This window comes from Streptomyces phaeolivaceus (assembly GCF_009184865.1).
Lineage (GTDB): Bacteria > Actinomycetota > Actinomycetes > Streptomycetales > Streptomycetaceae > Streptomyces > Streptomyces phaeolivaceus.
In genome coordinates, this window is record NZ_CP045096.1 from 729,582 (window position 1) to 754,583 (window position 25,002).

Sequence of the window (25,002 nt, forward strand, 5' to 3'; positions counted from 1 at the left end):
TCCCCCACTCGCGGCTTCGCTCGACCGGGAGGTACCCCCACGACGCCGCGGGGCCGCCCTCCGGGCGACGACGGGAAGGTGACGGCAGGTCCTAGGCGCGGGGCAGGCCCAGGCGACCTTCCAGTTGGATGAGCAACTCGCCGAGCAGGACGGCGAGTTCGCGGCGGTCGTCGGTGTCGACGCCGGAGAGGACGGCCTCCTCGTAGGCGAGTTGCTCCGGCATGACGCTGTCGACGAGTTCGCGGCCGGCGTCGGTGAGGCGGACGTGGGCGACGCGGCGGTCCCGGTCGTCGCCGCGGCGCTCGACCAGTTCGCGTTCGGTGAGGAGCTTCAGGCGTTTGGTGACGGCGGCGCCGGAGGCGAAGGTCTCGCGGGCGATCTCGCTGGGGGTCAGCTCGTGGCCGGTACGGCGCAGGGTGCCGAGGACGTCGAACTCGGGGCGGGTGAGACCGGCGCGGCGCAGGGGCGCGTCCTCGGCCTGTTGGAGGAGCGCGGCGCACCGGTTGACCCGGCCGATGATCTCCATCGGAGCGGTGTCGATACCGGGGTGCACCGTCTGCCACTGGCGCACCACCTTGGCGACCGTGTCCCCCAGCGCCGCGCCGCTCCCCGCTGCCCGCCCGTTGCCTGCCGTCATGCCTGTGCGCCCTCCGATGCCTGGAACCCGTGCTGTCGTACCGTCGCCGCGAGCGTACGGTGTCCGGCCTGCTCGGCGTGTGTCACCCGCTCCGACGGCCAGGCGCGTTGCCACCATTCGCCGCTCGCGGTGTCGGTGACGGAGCGCAGTTCCACGAGGGCCCCGGTGAGGGCGCGGCGGGCGGCGGGGAGCGCGCCGGGCGCGGCGTGCGGATCGGCGGCCGTGCGGACCGCGTGCGCGCGGGCGCGTTCGACGGCGGTGAGGGCGTGTGCGACGCGGTCCCCGGCCCGCCGGTTGGTGATCGCGAGCGCCGCGAGGAAGCCGGCCAGGGCGCCGACGAGGGTGTCCAGGAGCCGGTCGGTGATCAGCTCGCCGGCGTTCCCGAAGCGGACGAACTCGGTGACGAGGAGGGCCATGGGGGTGACGCAGATGGTGCCGAGCCAGTAGTTGCGGCTGATCAGTGCCTCGGCTCCGAAGCTCAGGGCGAGACAGCACAGGACGAGCGCGGCCGGGCCGAGGTGGGCGAGCGGGACCAGGGCGGCGAAGGCCAGCACTCCGGCGAGGTTGCCGACGACGCGCTGGACGCCCCGGCTCCAGGTGAGGGTCAGGTTGGCCTGGTAGAGGGAGGCTGCGGTGACGAGGGCCCAGTAGGGGCGGCCGACACCGATCGCGAGGGAGGCGTATCCGGCGAGGGCGCAGCCGACGGCGGTGCGGACGGCGAGGGGGGTGAGCGGGCCGAGTCTGCTCCACAACGGGGTTCGCCCGACCGTGGGTTCGCGCTTCGCGTCGGGCATCGCGTCGGCACTTTCGGCCGGGACGGCGGCGTGTGCGAGGGGCCGGGCGCCGCGCAGGTCCCGGGCCAGGGCGCGCAGTCGGCCCGGGTCGGCGTCGGCGGGCGCGGCGAGGGCGACGTCGGCGCGGACCAGGAGCGCTTCGACGGCGCGCCGGGGCTCGGTGCGGGCGCCGGCGGTGAGCAGGGTCTGCCAGGCGGTGTGCACGGCGGTCACGGCGGCCGTGCGGGACCCGGGCCGCTCGGGCGCCTCGACATGGGCGGCGACCGCGTGCAGCGCCTGCGCGGTGGCGCGGCGCTCCGGGCCGTACGGGCGCAGCAGGCCGGGGGCCATGCAGACGAGCCACGCCCAGGCGCCCGCGACGGCGCAGGCGGCGAGATGGCCGGGGACCTCGGCGGGGGTCTGGGGCAGGAAGAGGGCCGCCGAGGTGACGAAGGTGAAGATGACGTGGGCGGGCGGCCCGATCCGGCTCGCGTCGCAGAGCGCCTTCTGTCCGGCGGCCAGCAGCGCGCCGACGGTGACCAGGACCACCGCGTTCGTGGTCAGGGCGGCGGTGACCAGGGCCACCGCGAGACCGGCGAGCATGCCGAGCACCACCCGGGCGAGGGTGCGGGCGCGGGCGGCGTACGGGCGGTGGTGGGCGTAGAGCGCGCACAGGGAACCGGCCATCGTGTACATCGCCAGGTCGAGTCGGCCGAGGGCCAGCAGCGTCAGGTTCGGCGGGGCGGTCGCGACGACCACGCTGAGTGCGGGCTTGAACCAGATCTCGGAGGGGCGGTTCAGCCGGAGGGCGGCGGCGAGCGGAAGCCGGTGGGCACGGGGAGGTCGGACGCTGGGCATGACCGTAACCTTAGCGGGTGTTTTACCCGTGAACCATATCGCCGCACTGTGGCACCCGTCTCCGTTCCACTCTCCCGCACTCCCGCGCGCTCCCCCGCGTACACCCCTGCGCTCGTATGCGCGCCTTCGGGTCCGGGCATGCCCTGACCGACTGTCCAACCACCCGACCATCCGGCCATCCGATGGAGGTGCGCGGTGCACGGACCGGTTTCGGCCGGCTGGCTGCTGGTCGCGCTGTGCGCGGTGACCGGGGGCTACTGCCTGCTGCGGATGCGCAGCGCCGTGGAGGAGCAGCGTCTCGCCGCGGGCGGGGAGGCGCTGATGGGGTTCGGCATGGCCGCGATGGCCGTGCCCGCCGCGACCGTGGCTCCGCCGCGCTGGGCCTGGCTCGCGTACGCGGCGGTGTTCGGGGCCGCGGCCGTACGCGCCCTGTGGTCGGCGCGCGCGGGCGCGCACCATCTGCACCACCTGGTGGGCGCGCTGGCGATGGTCTACATGGCCGCGGTGATGGTCGCCTCGCCGGGAGGGCGACACGGCGGCGCGGGGCCGCCCCTGGTGACGGGGGTGCTGTTGCTGTACTTCGCCGGGTACGTGCTGTGGGCGGGCGTCCGGCTCATACCCGTACCGGCGGGGGCGGGTGGCGCGGCGGCCCCGGCGGTCGGCTGGGGCGACCGGCCGGAGCTGGCGCGGGCCTGCCGGCTGTCCATGGGCATCGGGATGTTCGCGATGCTGCTGACGGTCTGAGCGGCGGGGACGACCGGAGGGCCGCGCGGGCGCCGCCGTACCCGATCGATCGTGGTCTGTGTCACTTCGGTGGTGCGGCCCGTGTCGCCGCGCACCGGCACGCTCATAGGCTGCACCCCATGATGGTCCCCGCGGCGTTGTTGCTGCTCGGCGCCCTGACCGCCGTCGTCGCCCCGCGGCTGCTGGCGCGCGCCGACTGGCCGGACCGTGAACCGGTGGTCGCGTTGTGGGTGTGGCAGTGCGTGGTGGCGGCCGTGCTGCTGTGCTGTGCGCTGTCGATGGCGCTGAGCGCGGCGGCGGCCTGGACGGTGGTGCGCGGGCGGGTGTTCGCGCCGGCGCCCGACGGGGTCGTGGAGGCGTACGCGCTGGGCGGCGGGGGCTCCTGGGCCATGGCCACGGCCGTGACGCTCGCCTGCGGTGGGCTGTGGACGGGGGCGATGCTGGTCCGCGAGATCGTCCGCGCCCGGCGCCAGCACCGTCGGCGGCACGCGGAACTGCTGCTGCGCGCCCCGCTGTTGCCCGGTGAGGAGCCGGACGGCGACCGGCTGGTGGTGGTGGAGGGCGAGCGGCCGGACGCCTGGTGGCTGCCCGGTCCCACGCCCCGGCTGGTCATCACCACGGCCGCGTTGCGCCGGCTGAAGGGGCGGCAGGTGGACGCGGTGGTCGCGCACGAGCAGGGGCACGCGCGGGCGCGGCACCACTGGCTGCTGCACTGCGCGGCGGCGCTCGCGGGCGGGTTCCCCCGGGTGCCGGTGTTCGCCGCGTTCCGCGACGAGATGCACCGGCTGGTCGAACTCGCCGCCGACGACACGGCCTCCCGCCGCCACGGCCGCCTCACCATCGCCCTCGCGCTCGTCGGCCTCAACGAGGACCGGGGAGTGTTCGGGCCCTGTCCGACCCCCGAGGACCATGTGCCGCAGCGGGTCCACCGGCTGCTCGCTCCCCCGGAACGCCTCACTCCGGCGCGCCGGCTGCGGCTGACCGCGTGCGCCGCCCTCGTACCGGCGGTGCCCGTGTTGGTGGCTTTCGTCCCCGCTTTACGGGCACTCGGGAGGTCATGACATGGCAGAGAGTCGCGATATGGCAAAGGGAAGACAAAGGGAAGCCCAAGAACAACGCACGACTGGACGGCTTTGCTCCGGTCGCGGCGCGTGACAGTGATCTCACGCCCCGGCGTTGGCCCGGGACCCCGGGAGTCGGCCAGGATCGCTGTATGCACACCCCCACCGTCGACACGCCGCCCCATCGGCCGTCGACCACCCGCACCGTCCCCGCCGCCGCGGCCTGCGCGGCGCCCTCCGTCCTGCTCCTCGTCCTGGTCGCGCTCTCCTGGGGGCCGCTCATGTCCCTGGACGAGGGCATCGCGAACACCACGCACAGATGGGCCGTCGACGATCCGGGCCTCACCCAGGTGTTCCGCGTCCTGACGGACTGGGTCTGGGACCCGGTGACGATGCGTCTGCTGGCGGCGGGCGCCGCGGTCTGGCTGGTGTGGCGCCACCGGGAGTGGTGGCTCGCCCTCTGGCTGGGGATCACCTGCGCGGTGGGCACGGCCGTGCAGCAGGGCCTGAAGGCGGCCGTCGGCCGGGAGCGCCCCGCGTGGCCCGACCCCGTCGACTCCGCGCACTACGCCGCGTACCCGTCGGGCCACGCCATGACGGCCACGGTCGTCCTGGGTCTGCTGATCTGGCTCATGCGCCGGTACGGCGTCGGCGGCGTCCTCCTGCGGACGGCGCTGGCGGTGGCCGCCGTCTCCGTCGTGGGCGTCGGCCTGACCCGGATCTGGCTGGGCGTGCACTGGGCGTCGGATGTGCTGGCCGGCTGGCTGCTGGGCGGTCTGACGATCGCGCTGGCGGTGCTGACGTACGAGAAGTGGCGCGGCCCGGCACGCACTTGACCGGCGCGGGACCGGGCCGCCGAACCGCCCCGACGGGGCCGTGGAAGCGCTGGAACCGGTGGGCCGAGACGCCTTCGGTCGCCCTCTCGTGCGGCGGGTCGGCCGGCCGGAGGTTCGAGTGCCGTTCGGCGATCGGGTGTTCGGCACCGCTGGACGTCCGTCCCGGACCGTCCCCCGTGCGGCCCGGGACGAACAACGGCCGGGCGGGCGGACATGAGGTCGCCGCCCAGAAGCGCCGAGTATAGTTCGCCGACCGCCGGTCCAGGGGGAGTTGCCAGGATGGCCCCGCACGGCTCCGGTCGACGCAGAGCGCGGCGGCCGGTGTCCCGCCGGTCCCCGAAGGGCCCGGCGGGACGGATGACCGAGAGCGGTCGCGGTGCTGCTACCGGTCGAAGTAGTCCGGCTGTGTCTGCACGTTGAGCTCATCCAGCTGGACCCGCTTGGCGGGGTCCGTCCGCGGATCGTCGATCTTCAGGACGTCGAAGCCCTTCACCAGGTCGTTCGAGTAGATGTAGCCGTTGTAGTAGTACGCCGACCACGAACCGCCGCCGACGAGGGTGGAGGTGGAGATCGGACCGCGCTCGAAGTAGGCGATCTCCTCGGGCTGCGAGGAGTCGGTGAAGTCCCAGACGGAGACACCGCCCTGGTACCACGCCTGGACCATGATGTCCTTGCCCTCCACCGGGATCAGCGAGCCGTTGTGGGCGACGCAGTTCTCGGTGTCCGCCTGGTGGCGGGGGATCTTGTAGTAGCTCTTGAAGACGAGCTTGCGCTTGTCGCCCTTGCCGACGATCTCGTAGATGCCGTCGGCCCCGCGGTCCGGCCCGATCGCCGCGTTGCAGGTGGCCGCGCCGCCGCCGCCCAACTCGTCGGTGAAGACGACCTTGTTGGCGTCCTGGTTGAAGGTGGCCGAGTGCCAGAACGCGAAGTTCACGTTGTCCTGGACCCGGTCGATGACCTTCGGCTTCTTCGGGTTCTTGATGGAGAACAGGATGCCGTCACCCATGCACGCGCCGGCGGCCAGGTCCTTGGACGGCAGCACCGTGATGTCGTGGCAGCCCGTGGTCTTGGAGACACCGGGGTTCGTGGGCGAACCCGGGTTGCCGCCGCCGTCGGGGCCCTCACCGGGGAACAGGACCGGGAAGCCCACCACCTTGGCCCGCTCCGGGTGCTTGCGGGACACCTTGATGACCGAGATGCCGTCGTGCGGGGGCTGGCAGTCGGGGAACGCCGCAGCCGGCGAGTACGAGGAGACGTAGACGTAGACGTTCTTGCCGTCGGGCACCAGCGTGTGGGTGTGCGAGCCGCAGGCGGTCTCCACGGCGGCGACGTACTTCGGGGACCTCGGGTCGCTGATGTCGAAGATCTTCATGCCCTCCCACGACGACTTCTCGGTCGCGGGCTGCGTGGTGCTGTTGCAGGAGTTGTCGCTGCGCGAGGAGTCCGTGGACAGGAAGAGCAGGTCGCCGGAGACGGAGATGTCGTTCTGCGAACCCGGGCAGAGCACCTGGGCGACGGTCTTCGGGGACTTCGGGTCGCTGATGTCGAAGACCCGGAAGCCGTCGTAGTTTCCGGCGTAGGCGTACTTGCCCTGGAAGGCGAGGTCCGAGTTGGTGCCGGGCAGCGCCTCCTTCGGGATGTTGGTCAGATGCTGGATGTTGGCGGAGTGGACGATCTCGTCCTGGCCGGGTATCTCGCCGGCGGCGATCGCCGCCCGCGCCTCGGCCGCGTCGCTCTTGGAGACCTTCTCCCGCACGGCGGGCGAGTCCCCGGGGTCGGGCGTCGCTGCCGCCGGTCCGGCGGTGAGCAGCGCGGCCAGCAGTCCGGCCGCGGTCGCGGCGACACCCAGACGTCTGCGCCGCGTCCTTAGGTTGTTCAACAGGGTCACTGTGTCCTCCCGTATGGCCGTTCGCAGTTGAACGGTTCGTGCACCTCACGAAGTATCGTCTTCATCATGCACAGATCAATAGACGGCAATGTACTTGTAACGAACAAACTTGATCACCGGCGCGCGAAAGCATGTTAGGAACGTTCGTCAACACTCACGAGGTGTAAGCCTGTTGCCGTGTCCCAGGAGGTCACTGTGCTCGTCCGCCGCACATCCCGCGCGTCGCTGGTCACGGCCTCGCTGACGGCCGTTCTGCTCGCCCTCGCGGGCTGCGACTCGGGGTCGGAGGCGGCCCCCGACGGTGGTTCCGCCCGGTCGAGCGGACCCGCGGTGATCGCCCCCGGAAAACCCGGTGAGGCGGCTCAAACCCTCCCGCCGCAGGAAGTCGAGAAACAGCGGGCGGAGGACGACACTCCGAATTCCGCGGACTACGACTACGCCCGCATGATGATCGTGCATCACACCCAGGCCCTGGAGATGACCGAACTCGCCCCCGACCGCGCGAAGTCGACCCAGGTGAAGCGGATCGCCGAGCGCATCTCGGCCGCCCAGAAGCCCGAGATCGCGGCCATGGAGGGCTGGCTGAAGGCCAACGACGGTAACGGGCGCGAGACTTCGCACGACCACGAGGCGATGCCCGGCCTGGCGACCGAGGCCCAGCTGAAGGAACTCGCCGCGCTCGACGGGAAGAAGTTCGACGCCCTCTTCCTCAAGCTGATGATCACTCATCACGAGGGGGCGATCACCATGGCCACGGATGTGAAGGCCCAGGGCAACAACATCCTGGTCGAGGAGATGGCCGACGACGTGATCGCCCAGCAGGCGACCGAGATCAGCCGGATGCGCGATCTGACGGACTAGCCGGCCGCCCCGTCCTTACGGGTTCAGCGGCGCGCGTGGCGGGGGCCGAGGAGGCCCTCGTCGCGCGCGCCGGCGATGAGACGGAGGGACTTGCGGCGGCTGTGGCCGGTCGCGCACATCACGGCGAGCACCGGGTCGTAGCCGGACCGCTGCGCCGCGAGGTACTCCTCGGCGACCCGTCGCCGCCCCTCCGCGCCGCGCGGCCACGCGGGCCTGGCCCGGCGACCGGTGCCGTACGGGGACCCGGGGAGTTCCTCCTCAAGGATCTCGGGCGTGGTGCCGCATGCCTCGAACAGCGGGACCTCGATCCAGTCGGCCAGTTCCGCGAGGTCGTCCAGGGACAGCGGCGGCTGGGCGCGGACGTCCTCCAGGGACAGCCGGCCGTCGCGGACCACGGCGAGCACCTCGACCTCGGCGCCGTCCGGGAAGGAGAGCCGCGCGTCGAACCAGGCCGTGGCGCCGCCCTGCTCCTGCACCTCCCACGCGGGCCGCACGGTCACCGCGCCGTCCTGCCAGTGGCGGTCGGAAAGATTAAGAGAGGATGTTTCCAGCACACACGCAACGTAAGCGCATGATCACATTCACTGCGCACAGCCACGCAGCCCGAGGGCGCACGGCACCCCGACGGCGCAGCACCCGACCCCTCGCCCCCTGCCCCGCCCCACGGCCCCTCCCCCGCGTCCGGACCCCTCCCCTCCCCACTCCTCCCCCGGTCGGCCCGGCGGTGGGATCCTTGAGGCATCAGCGATCTCCTCACGCAAGGAGTCCGCCGTGCTGCGTGTCGCCGTCGTCGGTTCGGGGCCGAGCGGGTGCTACACCGCCCAGAGCCTCGTCCAGCTGGACCCGGACGTGCTCGTCGACGTGCTGGACCGGCTTCCCTGCCCGTACGGGCTGGTGCGCTACGGGGTGGCGCCGGACCACGAGAAGATCAAGTCGCTGCAGAACAGTCTGCGGGCCGTGCTGGAGCACGAGCGGGTGCGGTTCCTCGGCGGGGTGCGGGTGGGCCCGGACGGGGTGCCGACCGCGCGGCTGCGGGAGCTGTACCACGCGGTGGTGTACTGCGTGGGCGCCGCCGGTGACAGACGGCTCGGCATCCCGGGCGAGGAGCTGCGCGGCAGCTGGTCGGCGACCGAGTTCGTCGCCTGGTACAGCGCGCACCCGGACGCGCCGGCGGGCGGCTTCCTCGCCGGGGCGCGGACCGCCGTGGTCATCGGCGTCGGCAACGTCGCGGTGGACGTCACCCGGATGCTGGCGCGCGGCGCGACGGAGCTGAGCCCCACCGACATGCCCCAGGCCGCCCTGACCTCCCTCGCCGCCAGCGCGGTCACCCATGTCCACATGGTGGGCCGCCGGGGCCCCTCGCAGGCCCGCTTCACCACCAAGGAGCTGCGTGAGCTGAGCACCCTCCCGGACACCCAAGTGACCGTGAAACACGAAGAGTTGGAACTCGATCCGGCCTACGTCGACCCGTCGTCCCTCCCCGCCGCGCGGCGCCGCAACGTGGAGGTGCTGCGCGGCTGGGCCACCGCGCCCGGACCGGCCGCACGCCATCGCATCCGGCTGCGCTTCTTCCTCCGCCCGGTCGAACTCCTCGCCGACGGCGACCGGGTCCGCGGTGTACGCCTGGAGCGCACCGCACCCGACGGCCGCGGCGGTCTGACCGGCACCGGCCGCTTCGAGGAGATCGAGGCCCAACTCGTCCTGCGCTCGGTCGGCTACCTGGGTGTCCCCCTGGACGGCCTCCCCTTCGACCCGGCCCACGGCACGATCCCGCACCTCGCGGGCCGCGTCCTGCGCGACGGTGTCCCCTCCCCCGGCGAGTACGTGGCCGGCTGGATCAAGCGCGGCCCGACCGGGGTGATCGGCACCAACCGCCCCTGCGCGAAGGAGACGGCGACGTCACTGCTGGAGGACGCGTCGGCGCTCTCGGCCAGGAGCGTGCCGGCCGATCCGGTGGGCGCGCTGCGGGCGGAGGGACGCACGCCGATCGAGTGGCCGGGCTGGCAGGCGATAGAGCGAGCCGAGGCGGCCTTGGGCGCCTCCCTCGGCCGAGGCGTGGTGAAACTCCCCGACTGGCGGTCCCTGCTGACCGCCGCGCACGGGAACGCCCCGTGAGGGGCGCGGGGAACCGCGCGATCACCCCCCACACACGCCCGCGCTCCGAACACAACAGGCAACACCCTTGAAATCAACAAACTTTTCAAGTCCCCTAGGGTCTCGCCCATGGCTTCCCTCACCCCCACCCACCCCGTGGACGAAGTACCCCCCACCCGCCACCTGCTGGCCTTCGGCCTCCAACACGTCCTGGCCATGTACGCGGGCGCGGTCGCCGTCCCCCTGATCGTCGGCGGAGCCATGCGCCTGCCACCCGCCGACCTGGCCTATCTGATAACCGCCGACCTCCTCGTGTGCGGTGTCGCGACCCTGATCCAGTGCGTCGGCGTCTGGCGCTTCGGCGTCCGGCTCCCGATCATGCAGGGCTGCACCTTCGCGGCCGTCTCCCCGATGGTGCTGATCGGGACGGAGGGCGGCGGACTCCCCGCCATCTACGGCTCGGTGATCGTGGCCGGTCTGGCGATCATGCTGCTCGCCCCGGTGTTCGGCAGGCTCCTCCGCTTCTTCCCGCCGCTCGTCACGGGCACCGTCATCCTGATCATCGGCCTCTCCCTCCTCCCCGTGGCCGGCAACTGGGCGGCCGGCGGTGTGGGCGCCGAGGACTTCGGGGAGCCGAGGAACCTGGCTCTCGCGGCGTTCGTGCTGCTCGTCGTGGTGGGCGTACAGCGGTTCGCGCCGGCGTTCCTCAGCCGGATCGCCGTACTGATCGGCATGGTCGTGGGGCTCGCGGTGGCGGTGCCGCTCGGGTTCACGGACTTCGCCGGGGTGAAGGACGCCGACTGGCTGGGCATCAGCACGCCGTTCCACTTCGGGGCGCCCACGTTCCAGCTCTCCGCGATCCTGTCCATGCTGGTGGTGGCCCTGGTGGCGATGACCGAGACCACCGGTGACCTGATCGCGGTCGGCGAGATGACCGGCCGTGAGGTGCAACCGCGCTCGCTCGCCGACGGGCTCCGCGCGGACGGGTTCTCCACCGTGCTCGGCGGCGTCTTCAACACCTTCCCGTACACGGCGTACGCGCAGAACGTGGGCCTGGTCGGGATGACCCGGGTGCGCAGCCGCTGGGTCGTCGCGGCGGCGGGCGGGATGCTCGTACTGCTGGGGCTGCTGCCGAAGCTCGGCGCGGTGGTCGCGGCGATTCCGGCGCCGGTGCTCGGCGGCGCGGGCCTGGTGATGTTCGGGACGGTCGCCGCGAGCGGTCTGCGGACGCTCGCCCGGGTGGAGTTCAAGGACAACGACAATCTGACGATCGTGGCCGTGTCGGTGGCGGTGGGTCTGCTGCCCGTCGGGGTGCCCACGGTCTACGCGAGCTTCCCGGACTGGTTCCAGACGGTGATGAACAGCGGCATCAGCGCGGGCTGTCTGACCGCGATCGCGCTGAACCTGCTCTTCAACCACCGTCGTTCGAGGGCCGGTTCGGCCGGTGCCGGGGCTGACGGCCGTGACGGTCACCGCCGTTGGAGCAGTCGGACCGGGACCGACTCGGCCAGGACGCGGTAGCCCTCGGGGTTGAGGTGCAGCCAGTCGCCGTCGTGGAGGCCGGGGAGGAGGCGGCTCGGGTCGCCGGGGTCGCGGACCGCGCGGTCGAAGTCGAGGACCGCGTCGAAACGGCCACCGGTGCGGATCCAGGTGTTGACGGTCTGTCGCGCCGCCTCCCGGTGTCCGGCGGGGTCGTCGTACGGGGTGTTGCCGCCGAAGGGCAGCAGGGTCGCGCCGTACACCCGGATGCCCTGGGCGTGGGCGCGGACGATGATCTGCTCGTAGGCGGCGATCAGGTCGGCCGCGACGCGCTGTTGGGCGGCGGGGGTGGCCTCGGCGGTGCCCAGGTCGTTGACGCCCTCGAAGACGATCAGCCGCTCGACGGCGCTGTGGGCGAGGACGTCCCGGTCCAGGCGGGCGAGGGCGTTGGGGCCGAGGCCGTCGTTGAGGACGCGGTTGCCGCCGGCCGCCTGGTTGACCACGGCGATGTGCCGGGTGCCGGGCCGCTGTTGGAGGCGGTCGAAGAGCTGGTCGGGCCAGCGGTCGTTGCCGTTGGTGGTGGAGCCCCGGCCGTCGGTGAGCGAGTCGCCGAGGACGGCGACGGCGGTCGTGGCGGCCCGGGACAGCACCTCGACATCGCTGAGCAGATACCAGTGGTTGGTCGGGGTCGCGCCGGGGAGGTCCGTGTCCTCGGTGTGGTCGCCGCGCAGCAGGTACGAGGTGGTGCGGGAGCCGGGATGCGAGGTGAGGGCGAGGGAGGCCTGTCCCTCGGCCAGATACGCCGTCACGGTCAGGTTGGTGCCCGGCCGCAGCGTGAACTCCAGTGGGTCGGACACGACTTGGGCGCCCACCGGGACGGTCGTGGTCTCCCGCCCGCTGAAGGTCACCGGCCGGGTGGTGCCGGGTTCGACCGCCCCGACCCCCGCCCGGCCGCCCAGCGGAAGGGCAACCGTCACGGCGGTCAGGGGCAGCGCGCTGCCGCCGAAGGCGTTGGAGAAACGCAGCCGGACGCGGTCGCCGCCGGTGGTGACACGCACGGTCTGCCGCAGGGTGGTGTCGACCAGCACCGCCCGGTCCCCGGTGAACGGCGCCGGTGGCATGTTGCCCGGCTCGGTGAGCTGGGGCATCGCGGACCAGGTGTTCACCCAGTGCCGGGCGGACGGCGCCGGGTCGCCCGCGCCCGCCCCGTCGGTCCGCTGTGGGCTCCTGACCAGGGCGACCACGGCGGAGGAGGCCACCACGAGGGCCAGCGCGAGAACACAGGCCGCGATCACGCCCGCGAGCGCCGCCCGGTTCGACGGCCGGGCGGGCTCGGCGGACTCGACGGGCTCGGCGGACCGAAGGCTGCTGAGCGGGTGCGTGGGCGGGTGCAAGAGCGGTGCCTTTCTACGGATGCCGGGGTCGGTCGGGCGGTAGCCGGTCACCGGTAGTCGGTAGCCGGCGAGGTCGGGCCGAGAGGAGCCGCGGCGGACCGGGTGGGAGGCGGAAGCGGCGGCCCCGCCCAGCGGGAGGGCCGAGCGGGAGGGCCGGTCGGACGGCCCTCCCGTACGGCATGTCAACCGACCGTGCACGCCGTCCCGTTGAGCGTGTACGCCGAGGGTGCGGCGCTGTTGCCGGTGTGGTCGGCCTGGTAGCCGATGCCGACGCTCGCGCCGGGTGCGATCGCCGCGTTGTAGGTGGCGTTGGTCGCGGTCACGGCGCCGCTCGCCGGGCTGTACGTGGCGCCCCATCCGTTGGTGACGGTCTGTCCGGAGGGCAGGGTGAAGGCGAGTTTCCAGCCGTTGACCGCCGTCGTACCGGTGTTGGTGAGGGTCACGGACGCGGTCAGGCCGGTGCTCCAGGCGTTGGTGGTGACGGTCACCTTGCAGGGGCCCGCCGGGGGCTGGGGCGCGGGGCCGGAGCTGTTGAGGCCGAAGAAGGTGAGGACGCGCTCGCCCATGCCCCAGGCGTAGAGGTTGTGGCCGGTGCCCTGGAGGCTGATCGCCTCGACGGGGGCGCGGTCACCGGTGCCGCCGTAGCGGGTGCGGGTCCAGTTGGTCTGGGGTGTGTCGGTGGCGGCCGGTGTCTGGCTCACCCCGTGCACATTCGTCCACTGCTTGATCTCCTCGCCGAAGTTGGGGTAGCGCAGCACGTCGTCGGTGGTGCCGTGCCACAGCTGCATACGCGGCCGGGTGCCCGTGTAGCCGGGATGGGCGCCGCGGACGAGGTCGCCCCAGGCCCCCGGGGTGCGGGTGATGGTGCCGCCCGCGCAGTCGCTGTTCCACTCGGAGCCGTTGGTGGTGGCGAAGCAGGCGAAGGGCACGCCCGCGAAGGCGGCGCCGGCGGCGAACACGTCCGGGTAGTCGCCGAGCAGGACGTTGGTCATCATCGCGCCGGAGGAGATGCCGGTGGCGAAGACACGGCCGGTGTCGGCGCCGTAGGTGCGGACGGTCCAGTCGACCATGGACTTGATGCCCACGGGGTCGCTGCCGCCGCCGCGGGTCAGCGCCTGCGGGGAGGAGACGTCGAAGCACTTGCTGCTGCGGGTGACGGACGGGTACACGACGATGAAGCCGTACCGGTCGGCCAGTTGGGCGTACTCGGTGCCGTTGTACATCGCCGGTCCCGAGCCCGTGCAGTAGTGCACGGCCACCACGATCGCCGGGTTCGCGGTGACGCTGTCCGGGACGTACAGGTACATCTGCAGATTGCTGGGGTTCGGGCCGAAGCCGGTGATCTCGGTGAGCGCGGCCCGGGGAGCGGCCCCGGCGCTCGCGGCCCCGGTTCCCCGGTCCGCCGCGGCGGCCGTGGGGGCGGTCAGGAGCGTGGCCGCGAGCAAGGCCAGCAGCGCTCCCAGCAGGGCGACGAGCACCGGGCGCCGTGGTCCGCGCGTGCCGTCGTGGGGGGTGAGGGTCACGTCGTCGTGCCTTCCCGTGAGGTCGGCGGGAAGGGCATCGTGGCATGGGCATGGCGGCCATGGAAGCGCTCCCACCCGTCGAAAGAATTCGCTCGCACCGGGCCGTCGGGGCCGATGGGCGCACCGGCCCCGCACGGTCGTCCGCCCCGGCCGGGCCCCTACCAGGCCCGACGCAATGTCTTTTGCGCAAAGCGTTGACCAGAAAGCGCTTGCCCCCTACGTTCCGTTCAGCGATGTGAACCGGACGTCGCATCGAACGCCCCCGCTCGCGCGCGGCGATCAGATCAGTGAACTTCCTTCACATACATGGCCCATCGGCTCTCGCCTGAAGGGACGCACCCGCATGCGTACCGTCCCCCCACGTACACACGCGCAAAGATCGGCCCTGGTGGCCGCCGCTGCCGCCCTGGCGACGGCCGCCGTTCTCGTCCTGCCGCACACGGCGGGCGCCGCGGAGACCTCACCGATCGGCTTCGGCGCCGGGACCACCGGCGGTGGCGGCGCCACCCCGGTCACGGTCTCGACACTCGCCGCCTTCCAGAGCGCCGTCACCGGCAACGCGGCCAAGGTCGTCCGCGTGAACGGCCTGATCCCGCTGAGTGGTCAGGTCGACCTCGGCTCCAACACGACGGTCCTCGGCGTGGGTTCGTCGTCCGGGTTCACCGGCGGCGGTCTGCGGATCAAGGAGGAGACCAATGTCGTCGTGCGCAATCTGAACATCAGCAAGCCGGTCGCGCCCGCCGACGGCATCACGGTCCAGGAGTCCACGAGGGTGTGGATCGACCACAACGCGTTCTCGGCGGACCGCACCCACGACAAGGACCACTACGACGGTCTGCTGGACATCAACCACGGCTCGGACAACGTGACGGTGTCCTGGAACACCTTCAAGGAGCACTTCAAGGGCTCGCTCGTCGGCCACAGCGACAACAACGCCGCCGAGGACACCGGCCACTTGAAGGTGACGTACCACCACAACCACTTCGCCGACGTGTACTCGCGCATCCCCAGCCTGCGCTTCGGCACGGGGCACTTCTACAACAACTACGTGGACGGCGCCGAGACCGCCTGCCACTCGCGCATGGGCGCCCAGATGCTCGTGGAGAACAACGTCTTCCGGAACACCGGAGTCGCGGTCACCACGAACCGCAGCAGTGACGTGGACGGCTACGCGAATCTGCGCGGCAACGACCTCGGTGGGGCCGCCACCGAGATCTCCCGGACGGGGAGCTTCACCGCCCCGCCCTACGGCTACACCGCCGAGTCCGCCTCCTCGGTCGTCGCCTCGGTGACGTCGGGTGCGGGCACCGGGAAACTCTGAGAACCCGCCCCCCCATCCGCTCGGACAACAGAAGGAATCGGGACATGACTTCTGCGGTACGTCCGCGTGCCCGCACGCGCGCGCTGACCGGCACACTCGCCGCGTTCAGCCTTTCGTTTGGCATGATCATGACTAGCGGGGCCACTCCGGCGAACGCCGCCACCTGGCCGTCGGCCAACGGCAGCCAGCCGGTGTCCTCCACCATCTCGGTCTCCGGCACCAGGGACGGCGGCATGGTCCGCTACTACGGCAGCGGCGCCCTGGCCGGCGACGGCCAGGAGGAGGGCCAGGACCCGATCTTCAAGCTCGCGGCCGGCGCGACGCTGAAGAACGTCATCATCGGCGCGCCCGGCGCCGACGGCATCCACTGCGAGGGCAACTGCACGCTGCAGAACGTGTGGTGGGAGGACGTCGGCGAGGACGCGGCGACCTTCCGCGGCGGGTCCACCTACACGGTGACCGGCGGCGGCGCCAGGAAGGCGGCCGACAAGGTCTTCCAGCACAACGGGCCCGGCACCCTGAACATCTCCAACTTCGCGGTCAGCGAGTTCAAGACGCTGTACCGCTCGTGCGGCGACTGCTCCACGCAGTACACGCGCAAGGTGAACCTCAGCAACATCGAGGTGACCGGGACCGGTTCCACCACGCGGCTCGTCGGCATCAACACCAACCGGGGCGACGTGGCGACCCTGCGGGGCATCACGATCCTCAACGACAGCGGCCGCAAGGTCATCCCGTGCCAGAAGTACAACAACAACACCGCCGTCGGTACGGGCCCCGACAGCACCAACTGCCTGTACTCCGCCTCGGACATCACCTACAGGTGAGCCCGCTCGTCACCCACCGGTGAGTCCCCCCGACGGCCGGACGGAGCCTCCCCCCACGGGCCTCGTCCGGCCGTCGGCCGTGCGCGCGGCGCGGTCACCGTCACGTGCGCGCCCCGCCCGGCCTCACCAGATCTTGCGTTCCCAGAGCGGCCCGATCCGCTCCCACTCCTCGTCCCACTGGTCCATCCGCCGCCGCTCCATACGGCCGCGCACCAGCCGGCCGCCCACGAAGGGCACGGCCGCCACGAAAAAGCCCGCGAGACCGCCGACGAGCGTGGCCCGCAGCCGGGCCTGCGACTCGCTGGCGGGCTTGGTGACCAGCAGTCCCTCGGCGTCCGTCCAGACGGTGACCGGGGCGCCCATCAGGCTGGCGGGATCGACCCGGGCCTGGCCCTCGCGGGCCGAGCCGTCCGGGGCGGTCCAGCGGACCTTCGCCCACACCTTCTCCGTGCCCGTACCGCTCGGGCCGGACGGCTCCGGCGCGTCCTCGGTGAGGGCGGCGCCGACCGGGCGCCACTCGGCGCGCTGCCGGGCGAGGCCCGACTCGACGGAGTCGGCGGCCAGCACACCGGTGACCACCCCACCGGCCAGGGTCAGCGCCCAGGCGATCAGCACGACCCAGGACTCCAGCCGGTCGCTGCGCCTTCTGAGCGGGTTGCGCCGCCATCGCCACAACCACACCTTCGGACCACGGAATGCCACCATCGGGGGCACCCTCCCTCGCACACGCAGGACTGCCGGACCGCTCTCCCATACGGCGGCGGTCGCGCCCCTGCTCATGCGACGTGGGTCACCCCACCGGATCCGGACGGCTCCCGGACCACCCCGGGACGTCCTCCGGACGACCCGCCCGGCCGCACGCACACCCGCTGACCTGCGGCGGAGATCTCCCGAGGGGTGACTGTCAGTGATGAGGTGCAGACTGGCCGGTGACTGGGACGACGATGTCCGGGAGGTGGCCGGGATGGCTGACGTACTGCTCACCGTGGGCACACGCAAGGGGCTGTTCATCGGGCGGCGCCGAGGGGGCGCCTGGGAGTTCGACGAGACGCCCTACTTCAACGCGCAGGCGGTCTACGCGGTCGCCGTCGACACCCGTACGGACACCCCCCGGCTGCTCGTCGGCGGCGACAGCGCCCACTGGGGCCCCTCCGTCTTCCACTCCGACGACCTCGGCCGCACCTGGACCGAGCCCGCGCGGCCTGCCGTGAAGTTCCCCAAGGACACCGGGGCCTCGCTGGAACGGGTGTGGCAGCTGCATCCGTCGGTCGCCGAGCCGGACGTGGTGTTCGCGGGCACGGAACCGGCCGCGCTGTACCGCTCCGAGGACCGGGGCGAGACCTTCGAGCTGGTACGACCGCTGTGGGAGCACCCGACCCGTGACAGGTGGGAGCCGGGTGGCGGTGGCGAGGGGCTGCACACGATCCTCACCGACCGCCGCGACCCACGGGCGGTGACCGTCGCCGTCTCCGCCGCCGGGGTGTTCCGCACCGAGGACGGCGGCGCGAGCTGGTCGCCGTCCAACTCCGGTGTCTCCGCGGTGTTCCTGCCGGACCCGAACCCGGAGTTCGGCCAGTGCGTGCACAAGGTGACCCGGGACGCGGCGGCCCTCGACCGGCTGTATCTGCAGAACCACTGGGGGGTGTACCGCAGCGACGACGCGGGCGCGCACTGGGAGGACATCGGCGCGGATCTGCCGTCCACGTTCGGGTTCGCCGCGGTCGCCCATCCGCATCGCGGGGACACCGCCTATGTCTTCCCGATCAACGCCGACGCGGACCGTGTCCCGGCCGACCACCGCTGCCGGGTGTTCCGCACGGCGGACGCGGGCCGCGGCTGGGAGCCGCTGACGGCGGGGCTGCCGGCCGAGGACCACTACGGCACGGTCCTGCGCGACGCGATGTGCACGGACGACGCGGACCCGGCGGGCGTCTACTTCGGCAACCGCAACGGCGAGGTGTACGCGTCGGCCGACGACGGCGACAGCTGGCGGCAGTTGGTGTCACATCTGCCGGACGTGCTGTGCGTGCGAGCGGCGGTCGTGGGCTGAGATGAGGAGGACGGGGGAATCAAGTCGCTCTGGAACCGGCCCTGTTCGGTGCCGAAACGGTCGTGGTCGATCGGACGGCGACCGCCAGTTGATCGTCATGGCCGTTACGGCAGTAGGGTGACGCCGTGGCACCACGACCGTTGCATGAAATCGTCGAACCCGGCTGGGCGAAGGCCCTCGAACCCGTGGCCGGGAGGATCGCCGAGATGGGCGACTTCCTGCGCGCGGAGATCGCCGCCGGACGCACCTATCTCCCCGCCGGATCCCACGTCCTGAGGGCCTTCCAACAGCCCTTCGACGACGTCCGCGTCCTCATCGTCGGGCAGGACCCCTATCCGACCCCGGGGCACGCGGTGGGGCTGTCGTTCTCGGTGGCCCCGGAGGTACGGCCGCTGCCGGGCAGCCTGCTCAACATCTACCGGGAGCTCCACACCGACCTGGGGGTCTCCCAGCCGTCCAACGGCGATCTGACGCCCTGGACCCAGCAGGGGGTGCTGCTGCTCAACAGAGCGCTCACCACGGCCCCGCGCAAACCGGCCGCGCACCGGGGCAAGGGCTGGGAGGAGGTCACCGAGCAGGCGATCAGGGCGCTGGCCGCGCGCGGGCGCCCCCTGGTCTCCATCCTCTGGGGCCGCGACGCCCGGAATCTGCGCCCGCTCCTCGGCGACCTGCCGTCCATCGAGTCCGCCCACCCCTCCCCCATGTCCGCCGACCGGGGCTTCTTCGGCTCCCGCCCGTTCAGCCGGGCCAACGACCTGCTGACCCGCCAGGGCGGCGCTCCCGTGGACTGGCGCCTGCCATGACCGGCGCCGAGCCCCCCGTCGTCCTCGCCGTGGACTCCGGCGGTTCCGGGCTCCGCGCGGTGCTGGCCCGGGGCACCGAGGTGCTCGGCGAGCCGGTGGTGTCCGGGGAGCCGGTACGGACCGGGGCGCGCGGCATCGACGCCGGGCAGCTGCTGGAGCGGCTGCTGCCCATGGCGCGGAGCCTTCTCGACACCGCCGGTCTCGACCGTCCGGCGGCGGTGGCCCTCGGGGCCACCGGGTTCGCGACGCTCGGCGAGGAGCTGCGCGCCGAGCTGCCGTCGGCGCTGGCTCGCGAGCTGGGGGTGCGCCGGGTCGCGCTGGCGGCCGACGCGGTCACCGCGTACACCGGGGCTCTCGGGGCACGGCCGGGTGTGGTGATCGCCGCCGGTACGGGCCTGATCGCGATCGGCACGGATCTGACGGCGTGGCGCCGGGCGGACGGCTGGGGCCATCTGCTCGGGGACTGCGGCGGCGGCGCGTGGATCGGGCGGGCCGGGCTGGAGGCGGCGCTGCGGGCGCACGACGGACGGACCGGTGGTTCGGCGCCACTGCTGGCGCGCGCCGAGACGGTGTTCGGCCCGATGGAGGGGCTGCCCGGCCGGCTCTACCCGAGGCCCGACCGCCCGGCGGTCCTCGCGTCCTTCGCGCCCGAGGTGGCCGCGTGCGCCGGGGACGATCCGGTGGCGGCGGACCTGCTGCGCGCGGCGGCCCGGCACATGGCCGACGCGGCGGCGGCCGTCTGCCCGGCCCCGGACCCCGCCCCGGCGTCGGGCTCTGCCTCGGGGGCGGGCGGTGAACCCCGAGTGGCGCTGACCGGCGGTCTGTTCAAGCTGGGTGACCCGTTGGTCGGGCCTCTGGAGGCCGAGTTGGCGCAGCGGCTGCCGTACGCGCGACGGGTGCCGGCGGAGGGGGATCCGCTGACCGGTGCCGTGCGTATCGCGGCGGCGCTGGCGGCCGACCGGCTCGGATTGCCGTACGACGAGCGGATGTTGTACGTGATGGCTGAAAAATAGTACCTGAAACAGGGATTAATCCCGGCTGTCGGACAAGCAGCACCGTGGTCACCCAAGTGCACCGTTCAGCAGATAAATGCGGTATCGATCGGCCCTGATCGGCCCGTAACTCATCAGACAAAACAGGACGGATACCGCTCACCTGCACCCTCCCCGAACAGGGGAGCCCAGGAAGCCAGTAACATGCGGCGCCATGAGCTCCCCCACTGGGCCCGCGTCCGGCCTGCCAGTACGAATGCCGCGACCCCGCCAGCCCGGACGGCACCGCCGCCCGGAGCCCCTGGCGGCTCCCGAGGGCGCGCCCGCGCTCGTCCTCGCGGTGCCCGGCACGCCCAGCGCCGCCACGCGCGGCCTCGCCGAGGAGGTCGTGAGCATCGCGCGCTCCGAGCTGCCCGGCCTCGACGCCCGCATCGGCTATGTCGACGGTGGTGCCGACGAGTTCCCCACACTGCAGACGGTGCTCACGCGCGCCGCCGAGGAGCGCACCGCCCGTTATGAGCAGGCACGCGCCGCCGGTCTGGACGTCAAGGAGCCGGACGGCCCCGTCGCCGTCGTCGTGCCCCTGCTGGCCGGTCCGGACAGCGCCACGCTGCGCCAGGTCCGCCAGGCCGTCATGGAGAGCCGGATCGCGGCCGAGCTGACCGATGTCCTCGGTCCGCACCCGCTGCTCGCCGAGGCGCTGCACGTGCGGCTGTCCGAGGCCGGTCTCGCGCGCGCCGACCGGGCCCGGCTGTTCACGGTCGCCACCGCGGCGGACGGCATCGTCCTCGCCACCGTGGGCGGCGAGGAGGCCGTGCAGGCCGCCGGGATCACGGGCATGCTGCTGGCCGCGCGCCTCGCCGTGCCGGTGATGGCCGCCGCCCTCGACCAGGAGGGTTCGATCACCTCCATCGCCGAGCAGCTGCGCTCCTCCGGCTCCCAGCAGCTGGCGCTCGCGCCGTACCTGATAGGGCCGGAGATCGACGCCGGTCTGATCGAGGCGGCGGCGTCGGAGGCGGGCTGCTCCGCCGCCGAGGCGCTCGGCCCCTACCCGGCGATCGGCAAGCTGGCACTCGGCAAGTACACGACGGCGCTCGGCATCGCACCGCAGCAGCCACAGGGCATGCCGGTCCGCTGAGCCCGGACCGCGACCCGTACGGCCTCGGGCCTGTCGTCACATTCCCGTCGTCGCCCGGCGGGCGGGCCAGCGGCGTCTGCGGTGAGAGTGCGTGCCAGGCGTCGCGGGGCAGACGGGAATGTGACGACAGCCCGAGGGCCCGCTCTTCTCGCAGGAGCGGGCCCTCGGGCGTGTGCGGGCGGTGCTGTGCGGGCGTTCCGGGAGGTCGGGGTCAGAGGTCCAGGACGACGCAGGAGGCCGCGGGGGCCTCGATCGAGCCGCCTCGCGCGGGTACGCCCGTGTCGGGGTCGATCGTGAACCAGGTGACGTCGCCGGAGCGCTCGTTGGCCACGTACAGGAACCCGGCGGCTTGGGCGAGGGCGCGGGGCCAGTGGCCGCCGCAGGGGACGGTGGTGATCAGGCGCAGCCCGTCGCCCTCGACGGCGAGCACGGAGAGGACGTCCGTGCCGCGGGTGGCCGTCCACACGAAGCGGCCGTCGGGGGACACCGCGAGGCCCGAGGGGTACGCGTCGCCCTCCGGGGCGCCCGGAAGCACCGAGGTCTCTCCCAGCGCCTCCAGCAGGCCGTCAGAGGCGTTCCAGCGGCACACGGTGACCGTGGGGGCCAGCTCGTTCAGCACATAGGCGTACGATCCGCCCGGTTCGCCGTCCGGGTGGTCGTTCGCGCCCGGGTGGAAGGCGAGGTGGCGCGGGCCCGAGCCCGGTCGCAGCGGCGTCTCGTGGTGGACGACGGGGACGCCGCCCTCCAGCGCGCACACCCGCACCGAGTCCGTGCCGAGGTCGACGCCGAGGAAGCGGCGCCCGCTCGGGTCGGGCAGCACCTGGTGGGCGTGCGGTTCCTGCTGACGGCGCGGGTCGGGCCCGGATCCGGTGTGCCAGAGCGTGCCGGACGCGGGCGCGGCGAGGGTGCCGTCGGCCCGCAGGGGGACGGCGGTGACGCCGCCGGAGCCGTAGTCGGCGGTGAGGACGTGGCCGGCGTGCGGGGCGAGGTGGGTGGGGCCGTCGCCGACCGCCACCGGGGGCCCGGTCAACTCGGGCTTGTCGCCCGTCACCCGGTAGGCGGCGACGGCTCCCTCGGGCCGCTCGCTGACCGCGTAGAGGGTGTCCCCGTCCGGCGAGAGGGCGAGGTAGGACGGGTCGGGGACGTCGTCCGCACCGCCCAGGACGGTGAGCGCGCCGCTCGCCTCGTCGACGGCGGCGACGAGGACACCGAGGCCGCCGGCCGAGGTGAACGACCCGATGTAGGCCCGTCGTCGTCGCGGCCCGCCCGCCGCGCCCGTTTCCACTGTCATTGCCGACCCCTCCCGCTCGCCTGGTGTGCGGGCGAACAGTAGCAGGAGGTCTAGACCAAAGTCCGCAGCGGTGGCGCGGACGGGAACGCGCGCGCCCCATCAGTGCTTCCCGCTCCACCGCACACGGCGCCCAGGGCGTGCTCCGGGGGCGCCCGGCGGGTGTCGGCCTACGGACCGGCGGGCCGCGAGCCCGGGGCGGCGCCGAGCGGCATCGCCAGCTCGGACAGCGCCTTCTCCAGGTTGCGCAGATGGGTCAGGGCGGGTCCGGCCTCCGTGCGCGTGGCCGTCTCCGGGCCGACGACGGCCGCTCGTCCGCCGGTCGCCGTGAGGGCCTCCACAGCCGTCCTCACCTGTCGGCAGGCGGCGATCAGGGCGGCCTCGCGCGATCCGGCCGGGTCGGCGGTGGCGCGGACCAGGGCGCGCACCTCTTGCACACAGTGGTCGAGCAGCCGGATGGCCTCGCGGGCGCGGGCCTTGCGGGCCCGGTGGGGGTTCAGGGGGTGGACCAGCGGGGCGAGCGCCATCCGCGCTCTGCCGAACAGAAGTTCAAGCTCGGCGGCGTGCGGGGTCGGGTCGGCCCCGGGGACGCCCTCCAGCCGGGCGGCCGTGGCGGTCGCGGCGGCGTGCACACAGTGCAGGGCCCGCTGGATCCAGGCGTCGTTGGTGGCGTGCGTGGTGACGGGCAGAACGAGGACCACGGCCGGCATGGCGCAGACCGCGCCCACCCCCGTCTCGACGAGGCGGAGCGCGAGCAGGCCGGGGTCCAGGACGCCCAGCAGGCCGTAGAGGAGGCTGGCCATGACGGTGACCGCCAGCATCATCCAGGAGTACGAGACCGCCGCCGTGTAGAAGATCCCGAAGACGCAGACCGCGACCAGCGCGGCCGACGGCGCGGGCGCCCCGTCCAGCGGGACGGCGACCAGCAGGCCGACGGCGACACCGATCACGGTGCCGAGGACACGGCGGAACCCGCGGACCAGGGTCTCGCCCCGGGACGCGGTGTTGACGAAGATCCACCAGGCGGTGCCGACGGCCCAGTACCAGCGGTCCTCGGAGAGCGCCTGGCCGACGAGCAGGGCGGCGCAGCAGGCGACCGCCGCCTGACAGGCCTGCCGGGTGGTGGGCCGCGCGAGCCCGGTCCCGGGCGGCCCGGCGGGGAGCGCGACGGGCGGCAGTGAGCGTTCGATCGGCCAGAGCGCGAAGCGGACCGCGCCCGCGACCAGCAGGGCGAGGGTGGTGGCGGCGTACAGCTCGGGCAGGTGCGCGGGGACGGCGTGCAGGAACTGGGTGACGAAGAAGCTCATGAACGCGAAGATCCCGAGCGCCTGTCCGCGCGGCCCCCAGCGGCGGGCGTAGACCCCGCAGAGGACGGTGGCGACGAACGCGATGTCCCGGGCGGCGGTGCGGTCGTGCAGGGCGGCGGCCAGGGCGAGCACCGGGAATCCGGCCGCCGGCAGCAGCGCGGTGGTGAGCCGCTGGGCCGGGACGCTCGCGTCGGTGACGGTGAACAGGGCGAGGAGGGCCGCGAGCCCCGCCGTGATCGAGGCGGGGAGCGAGAGGCCGCAGAGTTCGGACGCGGCCACGGCGGCGCCCACCCCGATGACGGCGCGAAGTCCGGTCCGCAGTCGCAGCAGTCCCGGATCGGGAGCCGTGAACATCCTCTTCATGACCGTGTGCCGCCCCCTTGCCGTGGTGCCCGCCGGGTCCGCGGCGGGTCCGGGGTCTCCGGTGGGCCGCGGGCACGGCGAAGGCGCCGCGCTCCGGACCGGCCTCGTCGCCGTCCGGCACCGCGCGGCGCCGTGAATTACGTGAGTACGGCAGAGGTACCACCTTCTGCCCCAATGGCTCAACCGGGCCTCTCAGAGCTGAGCCATTGGTACAGTCTTGGCGCCGAACATCCGACATCTGGTAGGCCAGCGGAACAGGGGAGGCGACGGACCATGGCCGTGGACGAGCTGGACACCCGGATCCTGCGGCTGCTCCTGGAGCAGCCGCGCACCAGCGTGCGGGAGTGCGCCCGGATCCTCGGCGTCGCCCGGGGCACGCTCCAGGCCCGCCTGGAGCGGCTGGAGCGGGACGGGGTGATCACCGGCACGAGTCCGTCGCTCTCCCCCGCCGCGCTCGGCCACCCCGTGCTGGCCTTCGTGCACATCGAGGTGACCCAGGGGCATCTCGACGACGTGGGGGACGCGCTGGCGGCCGTACCGGAGATCGTCGAGGCGTTCTCGATCACCGGCGGCGGCGATCTCCTGACCCGGGTCGTGGCCCGGGACAACGCGCATCTGGAGGACGTCATCCAGGCGCTGATCAGCCTGCCGGGCGTGGTGCGCACCCGTACGGAGGTGGCGCTGCGGGAGCGGGTGCCGTACCGGCTGTCGCCGTTGGTGGAGTCGATCGGCTCGGCGGCGGGCCGGTCGGCGGGCGACTGACGC

Annotated in this window: 22 protein-coding genes; 13 read left to right on the forward strand and 9 right to left on the reverse strand. The window is 73.0% G+C overall.

Features of this window, described 5'->3' with window-relative positions:
- Positions 1–91: 91 nt before the first annotated feature.
- Together F9278_RS03665 and F9278_RS03670 are read right to left on the reverse strand one after the other, a co-directional pair.
- On the reverse strand, positions 92–637 hold the full coding sequence (locus F9278_RS03665) for a MarR family winged helix-turn-helix transcriptional regulator (RefSeq protein WP_152166970.1): 546 nt from the start codon (positions 635–637) through the stop codon (positions 92–94).
- On the reverse strand, positions 634–2,268 hold the full coding sequence (locus F9278_RS03670; RefSeq protein ID WP_152166971.1) for an FUSC family protein: 1,635 nt from the start codon (positions 2,266–2,268) through the stop codon (positions 634–636). The genes F9278_RS03665 and F9278_RS03670 overlap by 4 nt, the downstream gene beginning before the upstream one ends.
- A 195-nt stretch (positions 2,269–2,463) precedes the next feature.
- Between F9278_RS03670 and F9278_RS03675 the strand changes: the two genes are divergently transcribed.
- The 3 genes from F9278_RS03675 to F9278_RS03685 all read left to right on the forward strand — a co-directional run bounded on the left by F9278_RS03675 (position 2,464) and on the right by F9278_RS03685 (position 4,909).
- On the forward strand, positions 2,464–3,012 hold the full coding sequence (locus F9278_RS03675) for a DUF5134 domain-containing protein (protein WP_152166972.1): 549 nt from the start codon (positions 2,464–2,466) through the stop codon (positions 3,010–3,012).
- Between the two features lie 119 nt (positions 3,013–3,131).
- Positions 3,132–4,073 carry a M56 family metallopeptidase gene (locus F9278_RS03680; RefSeq protein ID WP_152166973.1) on the forward strand — a complete coding sequence of 314 codons (942 nt, stop codon included), beginning with the start codon at positions 3,132–3,134 and terminating at the stop codon, positions 4,071–4,073.
- 152 nt (positions 4,074–4,225) lie between these two features.
- Positions 4,226–4,909 carry a phosphatase PAP2 family protein gene (locus F9278_RS03685; protein WP_152166974.1) on the forward strand — a complete coding sequence of 228 codons (684 nt, stop codon included), beginning with the start codon at positions 4,226–4,228 and terminating at the stop codon, positions 4,907–4,909.
- A 382-nt stretch (positions 4,910–5,291) separates the two neighbouring features.
- On the opposite strand, the gene F9278_RS03690 is transcribed toward F9278_RS03685, so the two are convergent.
- A complete protein-coding gene (locus F9278_RS03690) occupies positions 5,292–6,797 on the reverse strand; it encodes an LVIVD repeat-containing protein (protein WP_152166975.1) in 1,506 nt (501 codons plus the stop codon).
- A 177-nt stretch (positions 6,798–6,974) separates the two neighbouring features.
- Here F9278_RS03690 and F9278_RS03695 point away from each other — a divergent pair, with 177 nt between their 5' ends.
- Positions 6,975–7,658 (forward strand): DUF305 domain-containing protein, encoded by a 684-nt coding sequence (locus F9278_RS03695; protein WP_226966616.1) that lies wholly within the window; start codon positions 6,975–6,977, stop codon positions 7,656–7,658.
- Between the two features lie 23 nt (positions 7,659–7,681).
- Here F9278_RS03695 and F9278_RS03700 read toward each other — a convergent pair whose 3' ends face one another.
- A complete protein-coding gene (locus tag F9278_RS03700) occupies positions 7,682–8,158 on the reverse strand; it encodes a DUF6214 family protein (RefSeq protein ID WP_152173676.1) in 477 nt (158 codons plus the stop codon).
- Between the two features lie 271 nt (positions 8,159–8,429).
- Here F9278_RS03700 and F9278_RS03705 point away from each other — a divergent pair, with 271 nt between their 5' ends.
- Both F9278_RS03705 and F9278_RS03710 read left to right on the forward strand, forming a co-directional pair.
- Positions 8,430–9,773, forward strand: coding sequence for an FAD-dependent oxidoreductase (locus F9278_RS03705; protein WP_152166976.1), 1,344 nt, complete (start codon positions 8,430–8,432; stop codon positions 9,771–9,773).
- Positions 9,774–9,881: 108 nt separating this feature from the next.
- Entirely contained in the window at positions 9,882–11,273 is a 1,392-nt protein-coding gene (locus F9278_RS03710; protein ID WP_226966617.1) for a nucleobase:cation symporter-2 family protein, read from the forward strand.
- On the opposite strand, the gene F9278_RS03715 is transcribed toward F9278_RS03710, so the two are convergent.
- Positions 11,222–12,526 carry an SGNH/GDSL hydrolase family protein gene (locus F9278_RS03715; RefSeq protein ID WP_152173677.1) on the reverse strand — a complete coding sequence of 435 codons (1,305 nt, stop codon included), beginning with the start codon at positions 12,524–12,526 and terminating at the stop codon, positions 11,222–11,224. The genes F9278_RS03710 and F9278_RS03715 overlap by 52 nt on opposite strands.
- A 281-nt stretch (positions 12,527–12,807) precedes the next feature.
- Positions 12,808–14,148: an extracellular catalytic domain type 1 short-chain-length polyhydroxyalkanoate depolymerase gene (locus F9278_RS03720; protein ID WP_152166977.1), complete on the reverse strand. Its 1,341-nt coding sequence runs from the start codon at positions 14,146–14,148 to the stop codon at positions 12,808–12,810.
- 343 nt (positions 14,149–14,491) lie between these two features.
- On the opposite strand from F9278_RS03720, the gene F9278_RS03725 reads away from it, so the two are divergent.
- On the forward strand, positions 14,492–15,469 hold the full coding sequence (locus F9278_RS03725) for a pectate lyase family protein (protein WP_152166978.1): 978 nt from the start codon (positions 14,492–14,494) through the stop codon (positions 15,467–15,469).
- Positions 15,470–15,513: 44 nt separating this feature from the next.
- Positions 15,514–16,296, forward strand: a complete 783-nt coding sequence (locus F9278_RS03730; protein ID WP_152166979.1) for a pectate lyase — start codon at positions 15,514–15,516, stop codon at positions 16,294–16,296.
- A 123-nt stretch (positions 16,297–16,419) separates the two neighbouring features.
- On the opposite strand, the gene F9278_RS03735 is transcribed toward F9278_RS03730, so the two are convergent.
- Positions 16,420–17,001, reverse strand: a complete 582-nt coding sequence (locus F9278_RS03735) for an Rv1733c family protein (RefSeq protein WP_152166980.1) — start codon at positions 16,999–17,001, stop codon at positions 16,420–16,422.
- A 259-nt stretch (positions 17,002–17,260) separates the two neighbouring features.
- Between F9278_RS03735 and F9278_RS03740 the strand changes: the two genes are divergently transcribed.
- The 4 genes from F9278_RS03740 to F9278_RS03755 all read left to right on the forward strand — a co-directional run bounded on the left by F9278_RS03740 (position 17,261) and on the right by F9278_RS03755 (position 21,279).
- Positions 17,261–18,346: a WD40/YVTN/BNR-like repeat-containing protein gene (locus tag F9278_RS03740; protein WP_193241357.1), complete on the forward strand. Its 1,086-nt coding sequence runs from the start codon at positions 17,261–17,263 to the stop codon at positions 18,344–18,346.
- Between the two features lie 125 nt (positions 18,347–18,471).
- A complete protein-coding gene (locus F9278_RS03745) occupies positions 18,472–19,149 on the forward strand; it encodes a uracil-DNA glycosylase (RefSeq protein WP_152166982.1) in 678 nt (225 codons plus the stop codon).
- Positions 19,146–20,162, forward strand: a complete 1,017-nt coding sequence (locus F9278_RS03750; RefSeq protein WP_152166983.1) for an N-acetylglucosamine kinase — start codon at positions 19,146–19,148, stop codon at positions 20,160–20,162. Before F9278_RS03745 ends, F9278_RS03750 begins: the two co-directional genes overlap by 4 nt.
- Positions 20,163–20,355: 193 nt before the next feature.
- Positions 20,356–21,279, forward strand: a complete 924-nt coding sequence (locus F9278_RS03755) for a sirohydrochlorin chelatase (protein ID WP_152166984.1) — start codon at positions 20,356–20,358, stop codon at positions 21,277–21,279.
- Between the two features lie 211 nt (positions 21,280–21,490).
- On the opposite strand, the gene F9278_RS03760 is transcribed toward F9278_RS03755, so the two are convergent.
- Both F9278_RS03760 and F9278_RS03765 read right to left on the reverse strand, forming a co-directional pair.
- Complete coding sequence (locus tag F9278_RS03760; RefSeq protein WP_152166985.1) at positions 21,491–22,570, reverse strand: lactonase family protein; 1,080 nt, start codon at positions 22,568–22,570, stop codon at positions 21,491–21,493.
- 167 nt (positions 22,571–22,737) lie between these two features.
- Positions 22,738–24,228: an FUSC family protein gene (locus F9278_RS03765; protein ID WP_152173678.1), complete on the reverse strand. Its 1,491-nt coding sequence runs from the start codon at positions 24,226–24,228 to the stop codon at positions 22,738–22,740.
- Between the two features lie 282 nt (positions 24,229–24,510).
- Here F9278_RS03765 and F9278_RS03770 point away from each other — a divergent pair, with 282 nt between their 5' ends.
- A complete protein-coding gene (locus F9278_RS03770; protein ID WP_152166987.1) occupies positions 24,511–24,999 on the forward strand; it encodes an Lrp/AsnC family transcriptional regulator in 489 nt (162 codons plus the stop codon).
- Positions 25,000–25,002 lie beyond the last annotated feature (3 nt).